The organism is Sporosarcina sp. UB5, from assembly GCF_050859005.1.
In the GTDB taxonomy this organism is placed as follows: domain Bacteria; phylum Bacillota; class Bacilli; order Bacillales_A; family Planococcaceae; genus Sporosarcina.
Window position 1 is genome coordinate 2,227,483 of record NZ_CP125984.1, and the last position, 20,885, is coordinate 2,248,367.

At 42.5% G+C, this 20,885-nt stretch carries 17 protein-coding genes and 1 pseudogene; 12 read left to right on the top strand and 6 right to left on the bottom strand.

Going from position 1 to position 20,885, the window contains the following annotated elements:
- Positions 1–3: 3 nt before the first annotated feature.
- Positions 4–318, bottom strand: coding sequence for a hypothetical protein (locus tag QM454_RS11295; RefSeq protein WP_432358026.1), 315 nt, complete (start codon positions 316–318; stop codon positions 4–6).
- Between the two features lie 207 nt (positions 319–525).
- On the opposite strand from QM454_RS11295, the gene QM454_RS11300 reads away from it, so the two are divergent.
- The 9 genes from QM454_RS11300 (at position 526) to QM454_RS11340 (ending at position 10,047) form a co-directional block, all read left to right on the top strand.
- Positions 526–1,599, top strand: coding sequence for a M42 family metallopeptidase (locus QM454_RS11300; RefSeq protein ID WP_432358029.1), 1,074 nt, complete (start codon positions 526–528; stop codon positions 1,597–1,599).
- Positions 1,600–1,791: 192 nt separating this feature from the next.
- Complete coding sequence (locus QM454_RS11305; RefSeq protein WP_432358031.1) at positions 1,792–2,310, top strand: DUF84 family protein; 519 nt, start codon at positions 1,792–1,794, stop codon at positions 2,308–2,310.
- A 74-nt stretch (positions 2,311–2,384) separates the two neighbouring features.
- Positions 2,385–2,894, top strand: coding sequence for a hypothetical protein (locus QM454_RS11310; protein WP_432358034.1), 510 nt, complete (start codon positions 2,385–2,387; stop codon positions 2,892–2,894).
- Between the two features lie 80 nt (positions 2,895–2,974).
- Entirely contained in the window at positions 2,975–3,793 is an 819-nt protein-coding gene (locus QM454_RS11315; RefSeq protein ID WP_432358036.1) for a DUF1444 domain-containing protein, read from the top strand.
- Positions 3,790–4,395 (top strand): YtpR family tRNA-binding protein, encoded by a 606-nt coding sequence (ytpR, locus tag QM454_RS11320; protein ID WP_432358038.1) that lies wholly within the window; start codon positions 3,790–3,792, stop codon positions 4,393–4,395. Before QM454_RS11315 ends, ytpR begins: the two co-directional genes overlap by 4 nt.
- 114 nt (positions 4,396–4,509) lie before the next feature.
- Positions 4,510–7,263, top strand: coding sequence for a DNA translocase FtsK (locus QM454_RS11325; RefSeq protein ID WP_432358041.1), 2,754 nt, complete (start codon positions 4,510–4,512; stop codon positions 7,261–7,263).
- A 133-nt stretch (positions 7,264–7,396) separates the two neighbouring features.
- A complete protein-coding gene (murC, locus tag QM454_RS11330; RefSeq protein ID WP_432358043.1) occupies positions 7,397–8,710 on the top strand; it encodes a UDP-N-acetylmuramate--L-alanine ligase in 1,314 nt (437 codons plus the stop codon).
- A 191-nt stretch (positions 8,711–8,901) separates the two neighbouring features.
- Positions 8,902–9,384 carry a DUF948 domain-containing protein gene (locus tag QM454_RS11335; RefSeq protein ID WP_432358045.1) on the top strand — a complete coding sequence of 161 codons (483 nt, stop codon included), beginning with the start codon at positions 8,902–8,904 and terminating at the stop codon, positions 9,382–9,384.
- A 33-nt stretch (positions 9,385–9,417) separates the two neighbouring features.
- Positions 9,418–10,047: a YtxH domain-containing protein gene (locus QM454_RS11340; RefSeq protein WP_432358048.1), complete on the top strand. Its 630-nt coding sequence runs from the start codon at positions 9,418–9,420 to the stop codon at positions 10,045–10,047.
- 43 nt (positions 10,048–10,090) lie between these two features.
- On the opposite strand, the gene QM454_RS11345 is transcribed toward QM454_RS11340, so the two are convergent.
- Complete coding sequence (locus QM454_RS11345) at positions 10,091–12,220, bottom strand: cell division protein FtsA (RefSeq protein WP_432363973.1); 2,130 nt, start codon at positions 12,218–12,220, stop codon at positions 10,091–10,093.
- Positions 12,221–12,384: 164 nt separating this feature from the next.
- On the opposite strand from QM454_RS11345, the gene QM454_RS11350 reads away from it, so the two are divergent.
- Both QM454_RS11350 and ccpA read left to right on the top strand, forming a co-directional pair.
- Positions 12,385–13,467 (top strand): bifunctional 3-deoxy-7-phosphoheptulonate synthase/chorismate mutase, encoded by a 1,083-nt coding sequence (locus QM454_RS11350; RefSeq protein WP_432363975.1) that lies wholly within the window; start codon positions 12,385–12,387, stop codon positions 13,465–13,467.
- Positions 13,468–13,706: 239 nt separating this feature from the next.
- Entirely contained in the window at positions 13,707–14,705 is a 999-nt protein-coding gene (ccpA, locus tag QM454_RS11355) for a catabolite control protein A (protein WP_432358051.1), read from the top strand.
- Between the two features lie 44 nt (positions 14,706–14,749).
- Here the strand turns inward: ccpA and QM454_RS11360 are convergent, their stop codons facing one another.
- From QM454_RS11360 to QM454_RS11370, 3 genes are read right to left on the bottom strand one after another with little or no spacing between them, the layout of a single operon-like run.
- Complete coding sequence (locus QM454_RS11360) at positions 14,750–15,907, bottom strand: acetoin utilization protein AcuC (RefSeq protein WP_432358054.1); 1,158 nt, start codon at positions 15,905–15,907, stop codon at positions 14,750–14,752.
- Entirely contained in the window at positions 15,904–16,551 is a 648-nt protein-coding gene (locus tag QM454_RS11365) for an acetoin utilization AcuB family protein (RefSeq protein ID WP_432358057.1), read from the bottom strand. The genes QM454_RS11360 and QM454_RS11365 overlap by 4 nt, the downstream gene beginning before the upstream one ends.
- A 15-nt stretch (positions 16,552–16,566) precedes the next feature.
- Positions 16,567–17,199: a GNAT family N-acetyltransferase gene (locus tag QM454_RS11370; RefSeq protein ID WP_432358060.1), complete on the bottom strand. Its 633-nt coding sequence runs from the start codon at positions 17,197–17,199 to the stop codon at positions 16,567–16,569.
- Between the two features lie 158 nt (positions 17,200–17,357).
- Here QM454_RS11370 and QM454_RS11375 point away from each other — a divergent pair.
- Positions 17,358–17,723: pseudogene (locus tag QM454_RS11375) on the top strand (AMP-binding enzyme); the annotation flags it as partial.
- A gap of 55 nt (positions 17,724–17,778) precedes the next feature.
- Here the strand turns inward: QM454_RS11375 and QM454_RS11380 are convergent.
- A complete protein-coding gene (locus QM454_RS11380) occupies positions 17,779–20,724 on the bottom strand; it encodes a transglycosylase domain-containing protein (protein ID WP_432358063.1) in 2,946 nt (981 codons plus the stop codon).
- Positions 20,725–20,885: the final 161 nt, after the last annotated feature.

The window sequence follows — 20,885 nt, forward strand, 5'->3', positions numbered from 1 at the left end:
TTTTTACTTTTGAACCAATTCAACGACAGTGCCTGTTTGCGCGTTTGCCGCAAATTCAAATTGCTCCAGTTCGCCGTTCCGGATTCTTGTAATTCCGCCACGATACACTTCCATCGACAGGACATTGTTTGTAAATGGTTCCGGCTTCATGACAATCCACGAACCATCAATCGGACCTTCTTTTTTAAAGGCATCCTTCACTGCATCTAAGACATGTTCCGCCGGAGTGTTCGGGTTCATCTTTCCAATTGCCTGATTGACAACAATTCCGGCAGCTACACCTGTTAAAATTCCTGCTACGAAATCTTTCACTTTCATATCTGTGAAACCCCCTCCATCAATCTTCCCCAAGTGTACCATATTTCAAAAAAATGTTTAACTACGGATAGAAAGATTATCCCTTGCACATTTTTTTAATCTCTCACTTAGAAAATTAGTTCGGAAAGCTAAATATTATGATGGAAAGTTTTAAATACGTGCTCTATACTAGAAGAAGTACATATATCGAATTGGGGGAAATTTCTTATGAACAATGAAACGATGACGATGTTCAAGACGTTGACCGAATTGCCTGGTGCACCAGGGAATGAGCATATGGTACGCAACTATATGCGGGAAGAGCTCGGTAAATATTCCGATGAAATTATCCAGGACAACCTCGGAGGAATCTTCGGAGTTCGGAAAGGCCCTGAGAACGGCCCACGCATCATGGTTGCTGGACATATGGATGAAGTAGGCTTCATGGTCACTGCAATTACCGATAACGGCATGCTTCGCTTCCAGCCGCTAGGAGGATGGTGGAACCAAGTGCTGCTAGCGCAAAGGGTCCAAATTATTACAGACGAAGGACCGGTCATTGGAGTTATCGGCTCCATTCCGCCACATTTACTAAGTGATGAAATTCGAAACAAACCGATGGACATTAAAAATATGCTTATTGATATTGGCGCAGATGATAAAGAAGACGCGAAAAGAATCGGCATTCGCCCAGGCCAGCAAATCGTGCCAATCTGCCCATTTACACCGATGGCGAATGACAAGAAAATTTTGGCGAAAGCTTGGGATAACCGCTACGGTTGTGGTTTAGCGATTGAGCTATTGAAAGAAGTTCATGGGGAAACGCTACCGAATACCCTTTACTCCGGAGCAAACGTAATGGAGGAAGTTGGATTACGAGGAGCGCAGGCTGCTGCCCGAATGATTAATCCTGACTTGTTCTTCGCTTTGGATGCGAGCCCAGCGAACGATGCTTCTGGCAATAAAAATGAATTTGGTCAGCTTGGTAAAGGAACATTGCTACGCATTTTCGATCGTTCGATGGTGACGCACCGCGGTATGCGCGAATTCATCCTCGATACGGCAGAATCGAATAATATTCCATACCAATATTTCGTCTCCATGGGTGGAACGGACGCTGGACAAGTTCATATTTCAAATGAAGGTGTTCCAAGCGCGGTCATCGGAATTTGCTCACGTTACATCCATACGTCTGCTTCCATTATTCATACTGATGATTATGCTGCAGCGAAAGAGCTTCTCGTCAAATTAGTGAAAGCTTGCGATAAAACAACCGTTGAAACAATAAAAAGCAATGTTTAAACAAAAGCGGAGGGCGCTTGATAGCTGCGACAGGCATAAGACATAGATACGTAGTGGCGGTCTTTTCCACGCAGTAGCTTTGGCTTATGACCCGAGCAGCTAGCGCCTGGAGTCTAGACGCTAATAATGAGTAATAAATACGGCCATCCTTTCAAAAAGGGTGGCTTTTTTACGACTAGAGAGGAGAACAGCATGAAATTCATCATTGGTTCTACAAACCAAGCGAAAGTGAAAGCGGCACGAGCGGTGATCGAAAGCCATTTTCCCGGAAGCGAATTATTCGAAGTAAACGTTCCATCCGGTGTGAACAATCAGCCTTTTGGCGACGAGGAAACAAGAACTGGAGCATTGAACCGTGCAACACGTTCAGCGAATAAACAAATTGGTGCAATCGGTATTGGCTTAGAAGGTGGGGTGCGAATTGTTGGAGATGAAATGTTCGTTTGTAACTGGGGCGCTCTCGCAATGCCTTCAGGAAAAACATTTACAGCCGGAGGAGCTCAAATTCCTTTGCCAGAAGAGATTGCTTCTGAAATAAATAAAGGACGAGAGCTCGGAGTTGTCGTCGATGAATATTTCAAAGTGAATGGAATTCGAAATAACGAAGGTGCAATCGGGATGTTCACTGCACAGACAATCACTCGCGACAAGTTATTTGAACATGTTATGCAATTATTGATTGGTCAATTAAAATACTTCGAAAACGGTTAATTTGCATAAAGGCGCGATTATCTTTAAAATAGGTAACGGTATTTGAATAAAACTGTACAATTGGAGGAAGCAGAATGGTCCGTTTATGGAAATTTTTATTCTTGGCACTCCTATCCATAACTGCATTAGCCGCATGTGGCAAAACTTTCGAGGATCATGCGAAAGGTGGCATTGTAGCGGCAACAGAAGCTTTTCAATTGCAAAAACAACATGTGAATGAAGAAGTTCAAGGCGTTTCATTGTACAAACCGACTGGATTTACGATTGAGGAGAAATCCGATGCCCAAAATATTGTTATGAAAAAAGGCAATGATACGTTCCTCCTTTTCATTAATCCGAATGAAGAGAAGGATAGCAGACTCTTTTACGACTTGTTGAAACAAACAGAAGATGAAGAGCGATTTGTAGAAGTGTTCACCGATGACGATGGGTATTTCGGGTTTGCATCGATTACTAAAAAAAGTGAAGATCAGGTTGAGCTCATTGCAAGTGTCGGTGGTGTTAAAATGACAACAATTACGAAAGTCAATAATAGTGAAGCGAATATAGGTAAAATGATGGAAATTGTACGTTCCATCCAATAACGCCTATAGTCAATGACGATTCGGTCACCCGGCGCAATTGCGGCGAGCGGCCGTTTATTTTTGAAGAAAGGGTGAAGGGCATGAATTCACAACAATTAGTGGAACTTTTGAAAGAACAGCTACCATCCGAACATTTGCAATGGCGTTTCGATCGAAAAACCGATAAAGTCCGTTTGGAGCATTCCATTCTAAAAAGAGGGATAGATATTTCCTTGCCGGAAATTCTTGCAAAATATGAAACAAAAAAAGACGCTGCTATTAATGAAGTCGTCTACACGGTACGCGAAACCTTCAACGCAATGGAGAAAGAACAGTCAGAAGGATTCGTGAAAGCTAATACAATCTACCCGGTCATCCGTTCGACCTCCTTCCCGCAAACGTCAAAAGCGGGAAATCGTTTTATTGTGAAAGACCATACAGCCGAAACAAGAATTTTTTATGCTTTGGACTTAGGTACTACATACCGTCTTATCGATGAATCAATGCTCGAATCGATCGGCATGACAGAGACAGAAATAATGGAATCTGCCATGTTCAAGGTAAGATCATTGCCGACAACTATGAAACAGGATGAAGTTGCGGGAAATCTATTTTATTTCCTAAATAATAATGATGGCTATGATGCAAGTCGAATATTGAACCAAACATTCTTAAAGGAAATGGAAGCGAAAATCGAAGGTCATATGACCGTTTCAGTTCCCCATCAGGACGTCTTAATTATAGGCGATATTCGAAATGATACGGGATATGACGTACTTGCACAAATGACAATGCAATTTTTCACAGTCGGTACGGTTCCGGTCACCTCCTTGTCATTTATTTATGAAGATGGTAAATTGGAACCGATTTTCATTATGGCTAAAAATCGGGTTGCTCGAAAGGAAGGAAAAAAGAAATGAATATATTTTACAATCAAAAAGCAGTGGGCGATGTACTTCTCGTTCAATTGACGACTGAACGCCCTGAAAATAGGGAAGTTGAAAAGAAGAATGATATTGCACTTATTAAAGACGCGGCAACGGATAAAGTTGTTGGGTTTAACGTCTTCAATGCTTCGAACTATGTGAAAACCGAAGTCGTTGGACAAGTTGAAACGACAGAGGAAATCGTCGTACAGTTGCAAGAAGCGCTTAAGGCGAATGACGTGGAGTTCGAACTTACTGTCGATTTGACGCCGAAGTTCGTAGTCGGGCACGTCGTAGAAAAAGAGAAGCATCCGAATGCGGATAAATTAAGTGTCTGTAAAGTCGATGTCGGGAATGAAACATTGCAAATTGTTTGCGGAGCACCGAACGTTGAAGAAGGCCAAAAAGTCGTCGTAGCAAAAGTGGGGGCTGTTATGCCTTCAGGAATGGTCATTAGAGATGCTGAGTTAAGAGGTGTCGCTTCCTCCGGCATGATCTGTTCAGCGAAAGAGCTTGGCATTCCAGATGCTCCTGTTGAAAAAGGGATATTGGTCCTTGCTGAAGAGGCGACGCCAGGTGAACCTTTTACAACATGAATTTGAAAAACGTACTGCCCAAAGCGGTACGTTTTTCTTATTTTGGCCATCCAATTGATTTAGCTAATGAAAACCTGCTAAAATAGATTGATCGACTTGAAAAGAGTGATAGATTTGACTTGGATTAAAAAAATGATGAACCGTTTATTTGATAAAGAGAAAAACGAAGAATACGAAGAGGTTTTTAATGAAATTGAGCAAGAAGAACAACAAGAGGAAATCCGAAACGAGAAACCGGTCTTTCGTTTTCCAATTATAACGGATGCTGAAATTTACGGATGGGAACCCGATCCGGATAACGAACAAAGAAAAACGGATAATTTTAAAACTGAGCTGGACGACGATGGTTTCGAACCTGTACCTCTATATAAAAATGAAAGATGGCCAGGTGGCGACGAAAAACCGACAATACATCGAGCTACAACACCGTTAAAGTACAATTCAACGGAAACGAATGAAACGGATACGCATTTGAACTATGGAAATGTGCCCGTTGAAGAAATCGAGCTTGGTAGAAAAGCAATCGTGCAGAAGCGCAATAACCGCCCGTTCACTCCAACAGAAGTGCCGTCGCCTGTATATGGTTTTTCTAGGCCAAAACAGGAACGGCCGAGAAGCATGAGGGAAGAAGTGGAAGTGGCGACTGAGGAAGTTGCAATGCAGAGTTCGATTGAAACCGCAAATGATCGACATGAAGTCGAACACGCAATTACAAATTCGGTAGATGAAATTGAAATTAGCCGCATCGATTTGGATGCTCATGCACATACTTCGGATAAAGAAATCTTAACCGAGTCTTTCGAAATGCAGACTGATGAAGTAGAACAATCGATTGTCGTTGAAATGGAGGAAGCGACCAATGAAATCGATGGTCCAGTAGTCGAAGAAGAGGTAGAAACTGTTTGTAATTTAGAACTAACAGAGATAGAATCATCTGAGCTTGAACAGACTCTGGAACCAATGGTCAAGGAAGCCGATGAGACAGCAAGTTCTCTAGAACTAATCATCGAAGAAGCCGATGAGACAGCAAGTTCTCTAGAACTAATCATCGAAGAAGCGGATGAGACAGCAAGTTCTCTAGAACAAATCATCGAAGAAGCAAATGAGGTAGCAAGTTCTCCGGAACGAATCATCGAAGAAGTGGATGAGACAGCGAGCTCTCCGGAACCGATCCTTGAGGAAGCAAATGAAGCTGCATCTGCACCAGAACAAAAGAAAGAGAAAATAGTACCTTTTAACGTCCTCATGTTAACAACCGATAAGCTGAAATACGAGGAACGTGAAAAACAACTTAACAGTCACCTAGGCGTTGATTACACTAAAAATGATGATGATGATGAGAGCATAGCTGCTGTTCAAACGAAATTGGAGCCGGGCGTCTCCGAACCCAATCTTGACGTAACTCCAGAAGAACCGGAGGAACAAGAACAACCTTATTATGCATTCCCTTCAAAGAGCTTTCTTATTCAACCTGAAGAGCATATAGAAGATACGGAATGGCTCGAGTCTCAATCAAAAAAGCTAGAAGAATCGCTATCCTATTTTGCTGTACAGGCAAATGTCATTGAAGCTGTACAAGGGCCGACTGTTACTCGATTTGAACTGACGGTTGGGCATGGAACGAAAGTGAGCAAAGTCCGTAATTTGACTGACGACCTGAAGTTGGCTCTTGCAGCAGAAGACATCCGAATTCAAGCGCCAATTCCAGGAACTAGCTCGATAGGTATCGAAATTCCGAACCGAAAGCCGAGAGCCGTTCGGATTTCGGAAGTTATTGAAACAGAACGCTTTCAACATTCGGAATCGCCTTTGGAAGCAGTACTTGGTCTTAGCTTAACAGGCGAGCCGGTAACATTGGATTTACGGAAGATGCCGCATGGAATGATTGCCGGTGCAACAGGCTCAGGTAAATCAGTGTGCATCAATTCAATTTTGATCAGTTTATTGTACAAAGCATCTCCAACAGATTTGAAAATGCTACTTATTGATCCGAAAATGGTAGAACTTGCGCCATTCAATGGAATACCACATTTGTTGAGCCCTGTCATTACCGATGTAAAAGCTGCGACTGCCGCTTTAAAATGGGCGGTCGGCGAAATGGAACGTCGTTATGAATTGTTTGCGCATGTCGGAGCGAGAAATATTGAGCGATACAATGAAATGGCTGAAAAAGAACGAAAGTTTTCATTGAAACTGCCTTATTTGCTCATCGTCATTGATGAGCTTGCGGACTTGATGATGATGGCTCCTGCGGATGTAGAAGTATCAATCGGTCGGATTACACAAAAAGCTAGGGCATGCGGGATCCATTTGATCATCGCGACACAACGCCCTTCCGTTGACGTCATTACCGGAACGATTAAAGCGAATGTCCCGACGCGTATCGCATTTTCTGTTTCTTCCCAGATCGATTCCCGTACGATTATCGATTCCCCAGGAGCTGAAAGACTTCTTGGAAAAGGCGATATGTTATATCTTGGTAACGGTAATTCGTCTGCAATGCGATTACAAGGTACATTTGTCACGGATGCTGAAATTGAACGTATAATAGAACACGTTCAGAACGAAGCGGAGCCTAATTACTTGTTCGGTCAAGAGGATTTATTGGCGAACATCATTGAGGAAGAGGAGTCAGATCCTTTATTCGCCGATGCTTGTCAGTTCATTATTGAACAAGGTAGTGCTTCTACGTCGTTATTGCAGCGAAACTTCAGTATCGGCTATAACCGTGCCGCAAAATTAATGGACCGGATGGAAAAGTTAGGTTTCATTTCCGAACAAAGGGGAAGTAAGGCGCGTGAAGTCTATTTGACGGAAAGTGAGCTTAATCATTTTTTAAATGGTAATGAAAAGAATATTGACATGTAATGAAAGTTAAATGACAGTTCGTTTAAAAAGAAATCAACTATAGAGAAATACTAAAAATGAATGGGGAATTGGCGAGTACGATTAGCTGAAGAACCAGAATGTGGGAACAGTTTTGATCCCGGGAGGTTGCATTATGACATTGTACCATTTTACAGGAATAAAAGGATCAGGGATGAGCTCCCTTGCACAGATCCTCCATGATTCATCTTATGCAGTACAAGGTTCCGACGTGGAGAATTACTTCTTTACGGAAGATCCGTTGCATGAGAGGAAAATTAAAATTCACCCTTTTGATGAAAATAATATTAAGCTAGGAATGACTGTAATAGCAGGGAATGCGTTCCCTGATAGCCATCCTGAAATTAAAAAGGCGCATGAATTGGGCGTTGAAGTGGTCCGCTATCATGAGTTTTTAGGTAATTATATGGAGAAGTTCACTTCGATTGGAATTACAGGGACCCACGGAAAGACATCGACGACCGGGTTATTGGCGCATGTTCTTTCTGGAAACGCCCCAACTTCCTATTTAATCGGAGACGGTACAGGTAAAGGTGTCGAGGATAGCGAATACTTTGTTTTTGAGGCGTGCGAATACAAACGCCATTTCCTCTCCTATGAGCCCGACTACGCCATTATGACGAATATCGATTTTGATCATCCGGACTATTTCAAGGATTTGGATGACGTACTCGATGCATTTGGTCAAATGGCATTGCGCGTAAAGAAAGCAATTATCGCTTGCGGTGATGATATTCATTTACAGCAAATTAAAGCGAACGTTCCTGTCGTCTATTATGGGTTTGACGAAGGGAATGACTTCTCCGCGAAAAATATTGTGAAATCGGAAAAAGGCGCCACGTTTGACGTGTATGTACGAAATGAATTTTACCATACGTTCACGATCGGATTGGCAGGTGACCACGGAATTTTGAATTCTTTGGGCACGATTGCATTATGCCATTATGAAGGGATACCTGTTACTGGTATCGAAGAGAGATTGGCTTCATTCAATGGTGTCAAAAGGCGTTTCACGGTAACGGAATCATATGGCCGGACGATTGTGGACGATTATGCCCACCATCCAACAGAAATTAAGGCGACTTTACAATCGGCTAGGCAAAAGTATCCGAACAAGGAAATTATTGCGATTTTCCAGCCGCACACGTTCACTCGTACTGCTGCACTGCTTCAGCAATTTGCAGACAGCCTTTCAGCGGCAGACCATGTTTATTTATGTGATATTTTTGGTTCTGCAAGGGAAAAATCAGGAGATTTAACAATTGATAACCTCATTGAAAAAATCCCTGGTGCAAAGCATCTAAAACTTGAAAACATCGATGTCCTCGACGAACACGGAAATGCGATCTACCTTTTCATGGGCGCGGGTGACATACAAAAATATTTGAATGTCTTTACAGAACATACAAAAAAAGAAGAAACAGCTTGATTCTATTCTGATCAAGCTGTTTTTTCTTCGTGTGACTATCTTATAATACATAATTTCCAGAAATAATTTATTTCGAGAAAAATGAAGGGGATTTGCAAAAGATGTCGAAAAAGGTTAGAGTAAGCGGCGTTTATTTACTCTGTTTAAAGGGTAGAAATTAATAATGAATGCTTACCGGGAGGAGGATTGCCATGGAAGTTTTACTGTATATTGCAGCTGTAGTCGCCGCAATCGCATTTTTGATTTTATGTATTAGCCTTGCAATGACGTTAAGTTCATTAAAAACGACATTAAAAAGCGTTTCCGAAACATTGGATGGCCTGACGAATCAGATGGAAGGGATTACGTCTGAAACGACTGAGCTACTTCAAAAAACAAATGCGCTTGCTGAGGATATTCAACAGAAATCTGAAAAACTAAACACTGTCGTTGATGCAGTAAAAGGGGTTGGAGATTCTGTTAGCGATTTGAACAGCTCGGTTCGCCGAGTTACTAACTCAATTACTGTCGAGGCCGAGAAAAACAGCGATAAAATTGCCCAAGTCGTTCAATGGAGCAACGTCGCATTCGGCATCATCGGTAAAGTGAAAGATATGAAGGCGGAAAAATCATCAGGTTGGACTGTCTATGAGCCGGTCGCAGATCAGAACTATTCAAACCCAAATAGACATTAATGCTAGCCGCTAAAAAATATTGGAGGAATTCATATGACTGAAAAGGTAAAACCTAATTATAATGACCCACAATACGACCACCATTACTATGGGAACGAAGAATATAAAAACACTTTCGGTGAATCATCCCGATTGCCAGTTAACTATCCATACCGTTCACATACGGATGATTTTTACGATGATGACACTTCCGGAGCAGGGAGCTTCTTGCTAGGCGCACTCGTTGGTGGCGTTATCGGTGCAGCTGCTGCATTGTTCCTAGCACCGAAAACAGGAAGAGAAATGCGCGATGATTTTTCGGAGCAAGCTGTTCAATTGAAAAACAAAGGAATTGAATTGACTGCTGTTGCGAAGGATAAAGCGACGGAAATTACGTCTGTGGCAAAGGAAAAGACGGATGGCCTGACGAAAACGATACAAGAGCAATCTGGCCAAATTGTCGATAAAGTGAAATCGATGGCGAACAAAACGTCATTACCTATGGATGATGGAACAGTGTCTTCCGAAGGTGAAGAGTCCGTCGCTTATGTTGGGGGTTCAACTGAACAAACAGTAGAGGACCAAACAACGAACAACAGCACTGTCGCTTATGACAATAGCGAGAACATCGGACAAGAAAAGATTGTGAATCAAAATCAAATTTCAGTTGAAAAAGAACAGTGAAAAAAAGCCGGGCAGCCCAGTATGGGTTGTCCGACTTTTTAGTTTAGGAGACAAATTTAATTTCCAATGCATCACCGCTAAAAATCTGATCATTAAAGCCAATCGGTTCTCCATTCCGTAGTAATTGGTAAGAAGTAGATACTGTTTTTGGTAATGAATAATCGATGAAACGAAAAACATCACTGAACAAAATAGGTCTTTGCGTCTCTTCTAATATCGTAAGCCGATCCCAGGGGTGGACAATTGTAAAATGATCCACTTGTTGACCGTTTAATAAAATCGAAACAGCCCTACTCGTAATAGTGACGGGCTCATCATTGAATGTAATAGTGATTGACGTCAACATCGTTTTATCTACTAAAGAGACGATATCTTTAACAGTAGGAAGATCTTGCGTCACTAGTTGAACTTCATCTCCGTCTTGAAGAAGATAATCTTGAGAAACAGGAATAGTATTAACGAAAAACTGTGTAGACCAGTTATCTAAAACGGTTTTATTGTTATTTATGTACACTGCGAATTGACCGACATTGTCCATATCAAATTGCAATAGTACATCATGTAATTTCGTTGAATGGGCATAACTAATTACATCCCTATCTTGCACTATCGTATCAAGTTCAACCGGAATTCCGTTGCTTTCGATGCTTGGCACGATAAGCGTTCTACTCCCATTCACAGTCACTTCTATCGGAGAAATATCGCCAATTAGATCTCGGATTGTGGCAAATGCATCTTGCCCGTCTTTGCCGCGTTCAAGCGTAATTACATCGCCATTCGTAATGAAGTCTTTCGTACTTGCAAGCTTTCCGTTTTTTAAGATTGCGGACGGTTTGCCATGCTCTCCTGGAATTGTCATTAGTCTGCCATTTAATGTAATTGACATTCCCATTCCAGGTTTGCCGTATAGTTGACGCGCTTTAACATTTGCAGCGAGCAAAGCATCTCCGACTGTCATCTCTTTTAATTCAAATAAACGGATTGCTTTTTCATTGACAGTAACCGACATATATTGAATAGGTGACCGTCTTGCGGCAATTGCAATCCCGATCGGTGTAACGAGGGCAGGCGTGGACGTAATTCCTTCTGATAAAGTTATGTCCGACAATGCATCAAGTCCACGGATGCCAACCCGGTTTTCAGGCAAATCGAGCCGACTGCTTAATTCCTTTGTTAAAAGGGGAGTGAGGCTTCCACCGCCGACTGCCATAACCGCTTGCGGTGATTTATTATTATTAAGTCTCTTAATTTCTTCTGCAATGCTCGAGGACAATTTCTCGATTGATGGTTTAATAACTGAAATAACTTCAGCAGAGGGCACTTGCTGTTCGAAACCGAGTATATCCGTTAACGTAATTGCTTCATCTGTCGCGAGTGAGCGTTTTGCAAGTTCGGCTACCGGAAAATCGAGTAAATAGTGGTTGCTAAGTGCTTCAGTTATTTCGTCGCCTGCGATAGGAACCATGCCGTATGAGACAACAGTATTATTATTTGTAATAGCGATATCCGATGTTCCTGCTCCGATATCGACGAGTGCGACATTCAATCTTCGCATCGAAGGAGGGATGAGGACGTTGATGGCTGCGATTGGCTCTAACGTCAACGCTTCCATCTCAAGTTCCGCCCGTTTCAACGCAGCGAGAAGCGATTCGACGACTACGCGAGGCAAGAATGTTGCAATGACTTCCGCTGTTGCAGTTCTGCCCGCCTGATCGATTAGACTGCCAATTTCATCGTTATCCAATTTAAAACGAAGAACCGAATAGCCGACACAGTAATAATAATCATCATCAGAGGTTGAGGCAGAAGATAATAATTTTTGCTGAGCTTGCTGCACTGCGGCCAATTCGAGCCTGTTCTTATCTTCGGAAGTAACAAGTGATTTTCCTCCAATATCAATTGTCATAGACCCTTCCAACGTTTTTAGAGCACGTCCAGCAGCCGCAACACTTACTCTTCTCAATGGTCCATGACGCTCTTCTAAAATCGATTTAATTTCAGAAATGACAGTTGCAACGCTTACAATATTATGTATTTGCCCGTCAATCATCGAACGTTCCTTATGTTCAATCGTAACAAGGTCAGCAACGTGGTACATGCCGTCCTCTTCAGTTAGGATAATGCCGACGACAGAACGGGTTCCGATATCAAGTGCAAAAAGTTTGTTTGACAGAATAATACACCTCTTTTTCGACAAAAACTGAGTAAATTTAACATTTCATAAAAATGACGTGACTTTTCAATTACTTTTCTTTATACTTGGACTATTATATAAAAATGTAACATAGAATTCCATCTTCGAAAAGGGAATGATATGTGCGGGGAGGAGTCATAATGATGAGACAAAATGAATTAGATCAGCTTAGAGGTCAGGTAGATGAGTTAAATACCAAAATTTTGGACTTGATTAATGAACGTACAACGGTCGTCCAGGAAATTGGCAGAGTGAAAGAAAAGCAAGGTGTCAACAGATATGATCCGATCCGTGAGAGGGAAATGCTCAATGCCTTAGTCGAATCGAATGAAGGCCCTATTCCAAACGGGATTTTAGAACAGATTTTTAAAGGCATCTTCATGTCAGCACTTGAAATTCAGGAAGATGAACAACGCAATGCATTGCTTGTTTCCCGTGAACGTAAGCCAGAAGATACAATTGTAGATGTGAATGGACAGAAAGTCGGAAATGGGAAACCGACATTCATTTTCGGCCCATGTGCCGTTGAATCATACGAACAAGTTCTTGCAGTCGCTCAGTCTGTGAAGGCAAAAGGATTGACGATGCTAAGGGGCGGAGCTTACAAACCGCGTACATCTCCTTATGACTTCCAAGGGCTTGGCCTTGAAGGGTTAAAAATCTTGAAACGTGTCGCAGATGAAACTGGTTTATCGGTCGTGACGGAAATTATTACGCCTTCCCACTTGGAAGAAGCGCTCGATTATATCGATGTTATTCAAATCGGGGCACGTAATATGCAGAACTTTGAATTGCTGAAGGAAGCAGGCATGGTGAATAAACCGGTCCTCTTGAAACGTGGATTGGCTGCGACGATTGATGAATTTATTAATGCGGCTGAATATATTATTTCCAAAGGGAATAGTCAGATTATGCTTTGTGAGCGTGGAATTCGTACATATGAGCGTGCGACACGTAACACATTGGACATTTCTGCGGTGCCAATTTTAAAACAGGAAACGCATTTGCCGGTATTTGTTGACGTTACGCATTCGACAGGCAGAAAAGACTTGTTGCTTCCGACTGCAAAAGCTGCGATCGCTGTCGGTGCGGACGGTGTCATGGCAGAAGTGCATCCTGATCCAGCTGTAGCTTTATCTGATGCGGCGCAGCAAATGGATATTAAACAGTTCGATGAGTTCTACGCTGAAATTGAAAGATTCATGAATACCTATCAAACTGTCTAACTTAATCCAGCCCGGCCAGGCTGGATTAAGTTAGACGCCTCCGGCGGATGTCACGGATTTTTAGGGGAGTTTATCGAGCAAGCTCGATAAAAATCCGGACGCAATTACGCCGAGGCGTAATTGATTAAGGGTCGCTACATTTGAATTATTCTATAAACAGCGCCGGACCTTTCATGGATCCGGTGTTTTGTTTATAATGAAAGTAAGCGAATACATAATGAAGGGAAGGAGATTCGTCAATGGCAGTAACAATATATGATGTAGCGAGGGAAGCGAACGTATCTATGGCTACGGTTTCACGTGTTGTAAACGGCAATCAGAATGTCAAGCCGGCAACACGAAAAAAGGTACTTGAGTGCATCGAGCGACTCGGCTATCGTCCAAACGCCGTAGCGAGAGGACTTGCTAGTAAAAAGACGACGACGGTCGGTGTGATCGTTCCTGATATCTCGAAAAGCTATTATGCTGAACTATCCCGGGGCATTGCGGATATTGCAACGATGTACGAGTACAATATTATCTTGTCAAACTCCGATAAGCGAGCGGCGAGGGAAGTTGAATTATTGGAAGATCATCTCGGAAAACAGGTTGATGGTCTCATATTCATGAGTGATTCTCTTTCAGAGGAAATAAAATCGGTTATGGCGTCAGCCAATATACCAATTGTTTTGGCTGGTACATTGGGAGCTGACACGGACTTGCCGACGGTGAACATTGACCACGAAGAGGCGGCATATGAAGCAGTAAAGAAATTAATTGATAATGGACATGAACGCATCGTCCATGTGTGTGGACCGATGTCTAGAGATATTAATCGTCTATGCAAGAAAGTTGGATATGAAAGGGCGTTGAATGAAGCCGGTCTTCCTCTCATTGAGGAATATTTCATAGAAACGGATAATACGTATGATGACGCTTATGACAAGTGGGCGGTCATACGAGATCTTGAAGAGAAGCCGACCGCTATATTTGCGGGCAATGATGAAATTGCTGTCGGTGTTTTAAATGGAATAAGAGATAATGGCTATTCGGTTCCGGATGATTATGAATTAATCTGTTTCCAGCATACATTGCTGTCACGCGCAGTAAGACCGCAATTATCTGCTATTATCGTTCCTTTATATGACCTAGGTGCTGTTTCGATGCGGTTGTTGACGAAGCTGATGAACGGCGAGGAAGTCGATGATGTGAACGTTATTCTTCCGTATCATAAGGAAGCACGCCAGTCGACGAAATGAAAAAAAGCTGTTCCGGACAAATACCCAGAACAGCTTTTTTCGTATTATTGCTGACTACGCACGAACTGTAACGCACGTTCGAGCATTTGAGCGTTTTTCTCCGTAATTTCCGCTTTCCGTGGGATCGGTTCGTACAATGGATCGGGATCCTCCCATGTTTCAATGAAAGGGATAGGGGACTCGGCTTGCCAAGCGTTTAGCCACTGTTCCGGCAACCTTCCGGAAGGGATTGGTAGTTGCTTCATAGCTAGCCAAATATGAGACCAAGCTCGGGGGACGACACGCCATATATCATACCCTCCACCTCCAACAGCGATCCATCGTCCTTCACAATAACGCTCTGCGACCTCTCGGGCAATACGCGGAATTTGTTCATAAAGTTTCATCGTTCCATACAAATGAGTGAGGGGATCGAAATAATGCGCATCCGCACCATTTTGGGTCAAAATGACGTCAGGTTTAAAAAAAGCGGCAACTTCTTCAATAGCTGTCTTGTAAACTTCAAGAAAAGACTCGTCTTCCGTAAACGCATCAATTGGAAAGTTGAAAGAAGTACCGTATCCTTTGCCAATTCCTCGTTCAGTCACAGCGCCTGTTCCCGGAAAAAGATATCTCCCGGTTTCATGGATGGAAAGTGTGCACACATTCGGATCATCGTAAAATGTCCATTGCACGCCGTCGCCGTGATGGGCATCCGTGTCAATATAAAGTACGCGAGCCCCATATTTTTTCTGAATATATTTAATGGCGACCGAGCTGTCATTGTAGACGCAAAATCCAGATGCTTTTCCTTGGAAGCCGTGGTGAAGCCCGCCTCCTAAGTTCAAAGCATATTTCGCCCTTCCCTCCATTACGACATCGACTGCAGTCAATGTCCCTCCTACAAGCATAGCGCTCGCTTCGTGCATGTTTGGAAAAATAGGAGTGTCATCGGTCCCAATTCCATATACGGAACCGACATCTTTGCTAATAAGACCTTGGCCAGCCTTTTTTACAATATCAATAAACTTCGGATCATGGACTAACAATAATTCCTCGTCAGACGCTATTCTTGGACTGACAATGTCTTTGTCGGATAGGGCATTGCTTTTCTTTAATAGATCCAACGTTAATATAATTCTCTTTTGATTGAATGGGTGGGTGTCTGAAAATGAATAGCCAAGTTGTTCTTCAGAAAAAATGAAAAGAGCATCTTTCTTCATGTGACAATGCCAGGTACATTCGGCCAAAGGACTTCAAATCCATTTTTACGTAATCCATTAATGATATTGAGCGGATTCATTGTTTTGACACGAATGACAAGAATTTTATTATTTTCATTTTCCTTATCAGGATAGACGAGAACACTTAGCACATTCAATTTATGCTCATGAAACACTTTTGACACTTCAAAGAGAATGCCGGGTATGTTCGGCACGCGGACTTCAATTTGGGAACCTGGTTGGTGAACGCCGGTCAATTCGATATATTTATAAAGTAGATCCGTCTCTGTTATAACGCCGACTAGCTCCCCGTTCGAGACGATTGGAAGACATCCAATTTTATTATCGTAAAAAATGACCGCTGCCTCTTCGACGAAATCCATCGGATGTCCGGTTATAGGATTTTTCGTCATAATTTCAGATAGAGATAATTTGTAAACGGTTACATCAGGAGCGTCGGAATAAAGGGAAGGGACCACTTCTTTTAAATCGCGGTCAGTCACAATACCGACCAGCCTCGTACCGTCTGAAACGATTGGAAGATGCCGGATTTTATTTTGCTGCATAATCGTTAACGCGTCGTTCACCGTATGTTCCGGTGAAAGGGAGATAACCTCCTTGCTCATAATCTCTTCAATTAACACGATAATGACCTCCCGTCAATATATGAACCGGTTCATGAAGCGAAGACTGTCAAACTGTTGGATTGATTCTTTATCGACTCTTTTACCGATTCTTGCCATGAGGCAATTTGCCGGATGCGAGCTAATTTCCGGGTCATCGGTCGCGTAATATTCTAATCCGCCAGCATTCATCATCTTCTCCATTACTTTTCGGTATTCCCATACATTAAGTTTTGTCCCTTTTAAATCCCAATGCCAATAATACTCCGTTGTAATAATGATGTAATCTTCCATGGCATCATCCATCATAGACAATTCAAGCAATGCCTTGCCGACTCCGCCGCCCCTATACTTTGGAATCACCTCAATAGCTCCTAGCTCAATAAGATTCTTCATCTTTCCTTTTGACCATCTTTCAAGTGGATCGGGATACAAATACGTTACATATCCGACAATTTGGTTATTGTCACTGACGATAATAATCCGACCTTCTGGAAGATCGGCGATTTCAATGAGTGCCTTATGCTGCTGTTCTGGCGGTCTGAAAGCTACTAAATGTTCATGGAATTCAAAGGTCGCCAATTCCTTTCCTGGAATCGGGCCTTCGATTACAAGACTGCCATTCTTATGTTGAAATTCCATCGCATTATACGTTTTCCTATGGATCAAACTAATCACCGTCCTACAATAATTAGATCTTACTCACAGTATACAACAAATAGGTACGGGGAACAGACCATCTTGTTAATAAATTAAAAAACAATACTAAAAAATAGAAATATATTAGCAATAGAAAGGAAGATATTGTAGAATAGTAGAGGTGAATGTTTCACGAAAGGGTGATCGGAATGGGAATGACGAGCGGAGAAAGAGTAGGACCTTTTGAAGTAGAAAGCAAGCTGCTAGAGCATCCGGCAATTGTTGAAGCTGTAGTCATAGGAAAACCAGATCCAGTCGACGGTGAAATAAATAAAGCTTTTGTCACCCTCCATGAAGGATTTAAGCCGTCAGACGAGCTGGAGGATGACATTAAACAATTTATTAAAACGGAGCTCGCCGAACGTGCAGACTTGAGGGAAGTCGAATTCAAGGGCGAGCTTCCGAAGACGAGAAGTGGAAAGATTATGCGACGAGTGTTGAAGGCATGGGAACTCAACTTGCCGACAGGCGACTTAACAACGATAGACGATTGAAAATAGATAAGAGAAAGGGACTTCCATTATACGGAAGTCCCTTTCTTTCATTACTTTAACTATTGCCATCATTGTCTGAAGGAGGATTGCTGTTTCCTCCATTGCTGTCCTCGTTAGTATTCCCGTCGTCGTTGTTCCCGCTTCCATTACCATTTTCGTCGCCATTTTCATCATCTATTGGTGGAAGTGTCGGGAATGTGTTCTCATCATCCGGTGTTTCTGTCTCTGGCGATTCAGGACCTTCAACAATTACGATGTTAGATCCGTTTGACAAAAGACCGGTAATGTCGACAGCTCGTACGTAATATTCGCCCGGCTCAATAGCAAGTGAAAGGGCTGCTCCATCAGCGACTGTCGCAATCCGCTCATTGTTACGGTATACATAATACCCGATAACGTCATCTGAAGGGGACTCTTGCCATGTTAACGTCGATCCGTCAAGAGACGCGGTAACTCCTTCTGGTGGTGCATCATCGGCATCGAACACTGCACCTGAGACGACGTTAGAAGAGAATGCTGACATGGATGGGAATAGTTTTGATGCATCTCCGCCCCAAGGTCCGAGCATTCTTTCGATGAATTCTTCGCTAACTCCTGTTCCGTCTGAAATAACAAATTCGGTCGGCGTAGAAGGAAGCGCCATATAACGGCTGCCCTTTACGGATACGTAAGAGGCATTAATAATGCTGTCATCTGGTTCAGTTGGAAGCATTACTTTCGAATTAAACAAATCCGAACGAATTAATCCAGCTGTCGTACAAGCTGCAGAAGGCGCTAATCCTGATATGCCACAGAAAGGTTTTGAAACGACCCCTTCAGGCTGTTTAAAGGTGCTTTCTGCTCGTACAAGATCAGGGCGTACTTCGTTTGCAATATTCATCAGTCTACCAAAGAGCATCGTTGTCCGAGTCGTCGGATGCATTTGCCCGGATCCACGAGTGTATAATTTCCGTGACTGGTCGTAATAGCCGAACCATAACCCAAGTGAAACATTCGGGTTATAACCGACGAGCCAAGCATCCGCGTATCCATTTGTTGTCCCTGTCTTCGCGGCCAAATCGGTTTTGAAATTCATAAAGCTAGGTAATTGCTGACCTGTACCTCCGGGTTTCAGAACATCCCGAAGCATGTCCGTCACTATGTATGCTGTTTCAGGGCTGAATACATCGACAGGTTCAATTTCATGTTGATAAACTACATTGCCCGCCATATCTTCGATTCGTTCAATAATATACGACTGTATGAACTTGCCGCCGTTTGCAAATGTGGCGAAGGCATTCGTGTTTTCCTCGACGCTTACGCCAACCTTCATTCCTCCAAAAGAGGTGGAGTAATTTGTATAGTCTTCTTTGTGAAGCTTTGTGAAATTCATTTTCTCCAGAAACTCAGCAGGTCGTCTGTCGACAATCTCCTTATATAAACGGGCTGTCGGCAAGTTCAGTGATTCCGCTAATGCTTTTCTTGCTGGAACAATTCCGTTTTCCACATTGGCATTATAGTTTGAAGGACTCCACATGCCATTATTGTCTGGTACTTCGAATTTTACGTCCACGACCGGACTTCCCGCACCGATGACACCATACTCAATTGCTGGTGCATAGACAAGAAGTGGCTTCATCGATGAACCGTTTGGTCGATGAGCTTGCGTAGCGTGGTTCGTATTAATAAGTTGATGATCGCGTCCACCGATGAAGGAAAGGATCCGACCTGTATTATTTTCAATCATGATGGCACCAACTTGAACAGGGTTATCCTTTAAAACGGTCTCCCCAGTGCTATAATCTTTCGCTTCACGAGTATACGTGAAACCGTAATGTTCAAATTCCTGACCAACTTTATTCATTGCATCGTAAAGGTCTTTTTCGACGGTCGAATAAATCCGGTATCCACCTGTCCGCATAGCGCGTTCTGCAAGTATCTCATATTTTTCTAGGACTTTTTTATCTTCCTTAATCCGTATTGGATCGATACCATCTTTTTCCGCCAAGATTTTCGCAAGAATCTCAATCGTTTCCGATTGGATTTCCTGTGTCAAATAAGGATATCTTTGAGTTGCGCGCTCTGTCTTTTCAGTAAAGTCTTTTGTAATATCATAAGTAATTGCTTCTTCATATTGCTCGTCTGTAATATAACCGGTTTCCTTCATGCGGAAAAGGACCGTCTTCATTCTATCGATTCCTGGCTTAATATTTTCATCTTTTTTCAAGCCACCGCCATAATAACTGCTCAAGAAAGGCGTGTACGCAAATGGCGCTTGTGGAATTCCTGCGATATAGGCTGCTTGAGGAAGATTAAGCTCTTTTGCAGTCAAACCAAAAATGCCTTCCGCAGCTGTTTCGATTCCAGCAATATTTTGGCCTAATGCATTTCTGCCATAAGGTATGATATTTAAGTATGCTTCAAGGATTTCTTCTTTCTCCATGAAGTGTTCAAGCCGCATAGCGAGAAGGATTTCTTTCGCCTTACGTTCATAGGATACTTCATTCGTTAAAATTTGGTTTTTAATAAGTTGTTGAGTGAGTGTTGAGCCGCCTGTCTGACTGGATGAATTCGTCACATCCTGAAATAGTCCGCGGAAAATCGCTTTTGGGACAACTCCTCCGTGTGTTTCGAAATATTCATCTTCCGTCGCCAAAACAGCATCAATGACAAATGGAGATACGTCCTCCAACTTCGTTTCTTTTCGTTCAATATCGGCATTTACTTTTCCTAAATAAATGTTATTAGCAAAATAGATTTCCGACGTTTCTTCATAATTGAATATATCTCCTCGCATTTCCGCTTTAGAGCGGAGCGGCTCTTTTGCGACGAGTGACGCGAAGTAACCTGCGCCGACTGAGGCTGCAAAAACACCAAGTGTGAGCCCAAAGACGAGGAAGAGAAGAAAGAGATTCCAAATGACTCCCGAAGTAATACGGACCCCTTTTGCCCAACCTTTTTTCTTTAACGATTCAAATTTTTCTTCTATAAGATCTATCCGGTTTTTTCGTTTTTCGCTCAAATTTCATCCCCCCTAAAATCCTTCCTATTATAGCACATTTCGTGGAAATCAATAGAAAATGTTTGACAAATCGATGTTTTAGACTACAATAAAGAATATATCATTTTTCACATGGTGAGAAAGCCGGAGTAGGAGCGGTCGATCCGTCTAGAGAGGCAGCG

Excerpts from the sequence above, each read along its gene's own strand:
- QM454_RS11305 (WP_432358031.1), top strand. The coding sequence starts at position 1,792 with ATGAAATTCATCATTGGTTCTACAAACCAAGCGAAAGTGAAAGCGGCA.
- ccpA (WP_432358051.1), top strand. The coding sequence starts at position 13,707 with ATGGCAGTAACAATATATGATGTAGCGAGGGAAGCGAACGTATCTATG.
- QM454_RS11340 (WP_432358048.1), top strand. The coding sequence starts at position 9,418 with ATGACTGAAAAGGTAAAACCTAATTATAATGACCCACAATACGACCAC.
- ytpR (WP_432358038.1), top strand. The coding sequence starts at position 3,790 with ATGAATATATTTTACAATCAAAAAGCAGTGGGCGATGTACTTCTCGTT.
- QM454_RS11300 (WP_432358029.1), top strand. The coding sequence starts at position 526 with ATGAACAATGAAACGATGACGATGTTCAAGACGTTGACCGAATTGCCT.
- QM454_RS11335 (WP_432358045.1), top strand. The coding sequence starts at position 8,902 with ATGGAAGTTTTACTGTATATTGCAGCTGTAGTCGCCGCAATCGCATTT.
- QM454_RS11360 (WP_432358054.1), bottom strand. The coding sequence starts at position 15,907 with ATGAAGAAAGATGCTCTTTTCATTTTTTCTGAAGAACAACTTGGCTAT.
- QM454_RS11295 (WP_432358026.1), bottom strand. The coding sequence starts at position 318 with ATGAAAGTGAAAGATTTCGTAGCAGGAATTTTAACAGGTGTAGCTGCC.
- QM454_RS11350 (WP_432363975.1), top strand. The coding sequence starts at position 12,385 with ATGAGACAAAATGAATTAGATCAGCTTAGAGGTCAGGTAGATGAGTTA.
- QM454_RS11310 (WP_432358034.1), top strand. The coding sequence starts at position 2,385 with ATGGTCCGTTTATGGAAATTTTTATTCTTGGCACTCCTATCCATAACT.
- QM454_RS11315 (WP_432358036.1), top strand. The coding sequence starts at position 2,975 with ATGAATTCACAACAATTAGTGGAACTTTTGAAAGAACAGCTACCATCC.
- murC (WP_432358043.1), top strand. The coding sequence starts at position 7,397 with ATGACATTGTACCATTTTACAGGAATAAAAGGATCAGGGATGAGCTCC.